General features: G+C 35.3%; 2 protein-coding genes. Both read right to left on the bottom strand.

What is annotated here, in order from left to right:
* Positions 1 to 159 precede the first annotated feature (159 nt).
* The gene (gene istB, locus AAYQ19_RS22020) at positions 160 to 897 is read right to left on the bottom strand and encodes an IS21-like element helper ATPase IstB (protein ID WP_343539425.1); all 738 of its coding nucleotides are present in this window, start codon (positions 895 to 897) and stop codon (positions 160 to 162) included.
* A 16-nt stretch (positions 898 to 913) separates the two neighbouring features.
* Positions 914 to 2,461: an IS21 family transposase gene (gene istA, locus AAYQ19_RS22015; RefSeq protein WP_343539423.1), complete on the bottom strand. Its 1,548-nt coding sequence runs from the start codon at positions 2,459 to 2,461 to the stop codon at positions 914 to 916.
* Positions 2,462 to 2,641 lie beyond the last annotated feature (180 nt).

Genomic DNA, 2,641 nt, shown 5'->3' with positions numbered 1-2,641 from the left:
TGCAAATTCCGGTTATATTGATCACCCCATTCCGTTTTAAAGTGAGCACCTGATTCCATTTCAAAATGACCACCTAATTCCGGAGCAAAATGACCACCTCCGTTTTGATTAAAAATTATATTTTTTCATCTGTTAATTAGTATTCAAATATATAAAATATCACTCTTTGTTTATTCCTCTTTTCTTTCTCATGGATTCGCCATGTAATTCAAGCCTGTGAGATTGGTGTATAAGTCTGTCTAATATTGCATCGGCTATCGTTTTTTCTCCAATTATATCATACCAGCCTTGAACTGGGATTTGTGATGTCACGATGATAGAGCCGTTATTATGCCTGTCCTCTATGATCTCCAAAAGAGTAATCCGGTTATGGCTGTCAAGTGCCTGAAGTCCAAAATCATCAAGTATTATAACATCCTGTCTTTGTATTTTGGTAAGTTCTCGCAGATAGGTACCATCTGCTTTAGCCATTTTTAGTCTAGCAAACAATTTTGAGGTATTAAAATAACTTACCTTAAAACCTTGTATACAGGCTTGATAGCCTAATGCGGTACCTAAATAACTTTTACCAACACCGGTGCTTCCTGTGATTAAAATGTTTTCATTTTTCTCTATAAATTCGCATTCTGCCAGACGCAGTACCATATTTCGGTCTAGGTTACGCGATACATCAAAATTGATGTTTTCAATATTTGATTTGTAATGGAACTTGGCATTAGTGATACTTCGTTCAATACGACGATTATATCTTTCATCCCATTCTGCATCAATAATCATTGATACAAACTGATCAAGGGTATAATGATCTGTTTTTCCGCTTTCAATGGCTGTTTTAAAAGCATTAAACATGCCATAAAGCTTCATTTGTTTCATTTTGGTTACTGTGGATTCATTCATTTTTTTAAGATTTAATTTAGTTATAATAGTGTTTTCCTCTTATGTTACTGTGATCGGGAAGTTCCTGCTCAGGTTCTTGATCAAAATCAATATGATCCAAGTTGTTTTCTAAAATATTTTGTATGGTCTTAAAGTTGTAAATTTTAAAATCAAGTGCCCGCCTGCAGGCATTTATTAATCGCTGTCTGCCTACCTTTTTTTCAAAATTCAGTATTCCTAAACAACTTTTATAAGCCTGTTCCGGATGATTTCTGCTTTCGATTATCTGCATTATATATTCTCCTACTGACTCATCAATATTATTGGCCCATTCAATGAAGCGGGCAGCACTCCACTCAGCTACAAATTGATGGGTACTGGCTAAATGCTCAGGGGTTGTTGTATAGACATAAGGTTTGTAGTTTCTTGGATGTACAGCTATTCTATTGTATTTATAATAAATCTCTACCGTTGATTTGGTATATAACAGTTTTGCTTTCTTTTTTACATATTGATACGGAACACTGTAATAGTTTTTGTCCTTGCTTAATTGAACATGACCGTTTTGCATTACTGTTGCAAAAGATTGGTATTTAATTTCAAAACGATCTTGTGGCAGTGGACGCAGTTTTTCTTTCTCGTCTTCTAAAAATAATTCAAAGCGGGAATAAGGGCGTCCTGTTAGTTTTCTGTTATTGTGAGAGTCAAGTAAATTCCAGATCTGCTGATTTAATTCTTCCAGAGAAAAGAACTTGGTTTCTTTTATGCTTACATAAATCCTTCGATATAATATCTTAACAGCTCCTTCAACTAATGATTTATCTCTGGGTCTGTAAGCTCTGGCAGGCAGGATTGTAGTTTCGTAGTGTTCTGCTAAATCAGCCAGGGTTTCATTGATTGTCGGTTCAAAACGACTGCTTTTTATTACTGCAGATTTTAAATTATCTGGAACAATGGCAGCAGGAGTGCCTTCAAAAAAGCGCATAGCATTCTCTACCGAGTCAACAAAGTTCTCCTTTTGCTGGCTCATGGAAGCTTCAGCATACGTGTATTGGCTGGCTCCTAATATTGCTACAAAAAATTGTACTTCTTTGACTTCTCCGGTATCTATATCAATAATTGAGAGTGTCTTTCCGGCATAATCAACATACATTTTATCGCCAGCCTTATGGTTCATATGCATGACCGGATTGACTCGCTTGCCCCATATATTGTAATGATAATGAAATTGTGAAGTTCGATAACCATCCGGATTTACAGCAATATATTGTTCCCACATATGCTGTACGGTAACGCCAACTTTTTTTAGTTCACGTTCCATTTTAGGAAAAAAATCATAAAGTGTCTGTAATCTCGGACTAATGGCCTCTACACTAGTTTGGGAGAATAAAAGTTCCAGCTCTGCATCGGTTTTTTGGTCGATTAATTCAAAGCTTAATCCGAGAACTTCAAATAAAGAAATATATTTCTTTACCGTATTTCTTGAAAGGGATAAGTAGCTACTTATAAACAACTTACTCTTTCCATTACAATAGAATTTAATTACTTTTCTAATTTTACTCATGTCTGTTATTTTGTTTGCCATAATCCGTAAATTTTTAACGAATGTATGGTTCTAACAACATGAAAAAATGAATAGTTTTTAATCGTTAATTAAACACAAAACTTGGTGGTCAATTTGCTCCGGAATCAGGTGGTCAGTTTGCTCCGGAACGGGTAGTCAATTTACTCCGGAATTAGGTGGTCAAATTGACCGGTTTTTCCA

This window comes from Flavobacterium mesophilum, assembly GCF_039581405.1.
Taxonomy (GTDB): domain Bacteria; phylum Bacteroidota; class Bacteroidia; order Flavobacteriales; family Flavobacteriaceae; genus Flavobacterium.
Note: the sequence above shows the minus strand (reverse complement) of the source record. Positions and strands in the feature narration are given on the sequence as shown.

Coding starts and splice junctions, on each gene's coding strand:
- istB (WP_343539425.1), bottom strand. CDS start 897: ATGAATGAATCCACAGTAACCAAAATGAAACAAATGAAGCTTTATGGC.
- istA (WP_343539423.1), bottom strand. CDS start 2,461: ATGGCAAACAAAATAACAGACATGAGTAAAATTAGAAAAGTAATTAAA.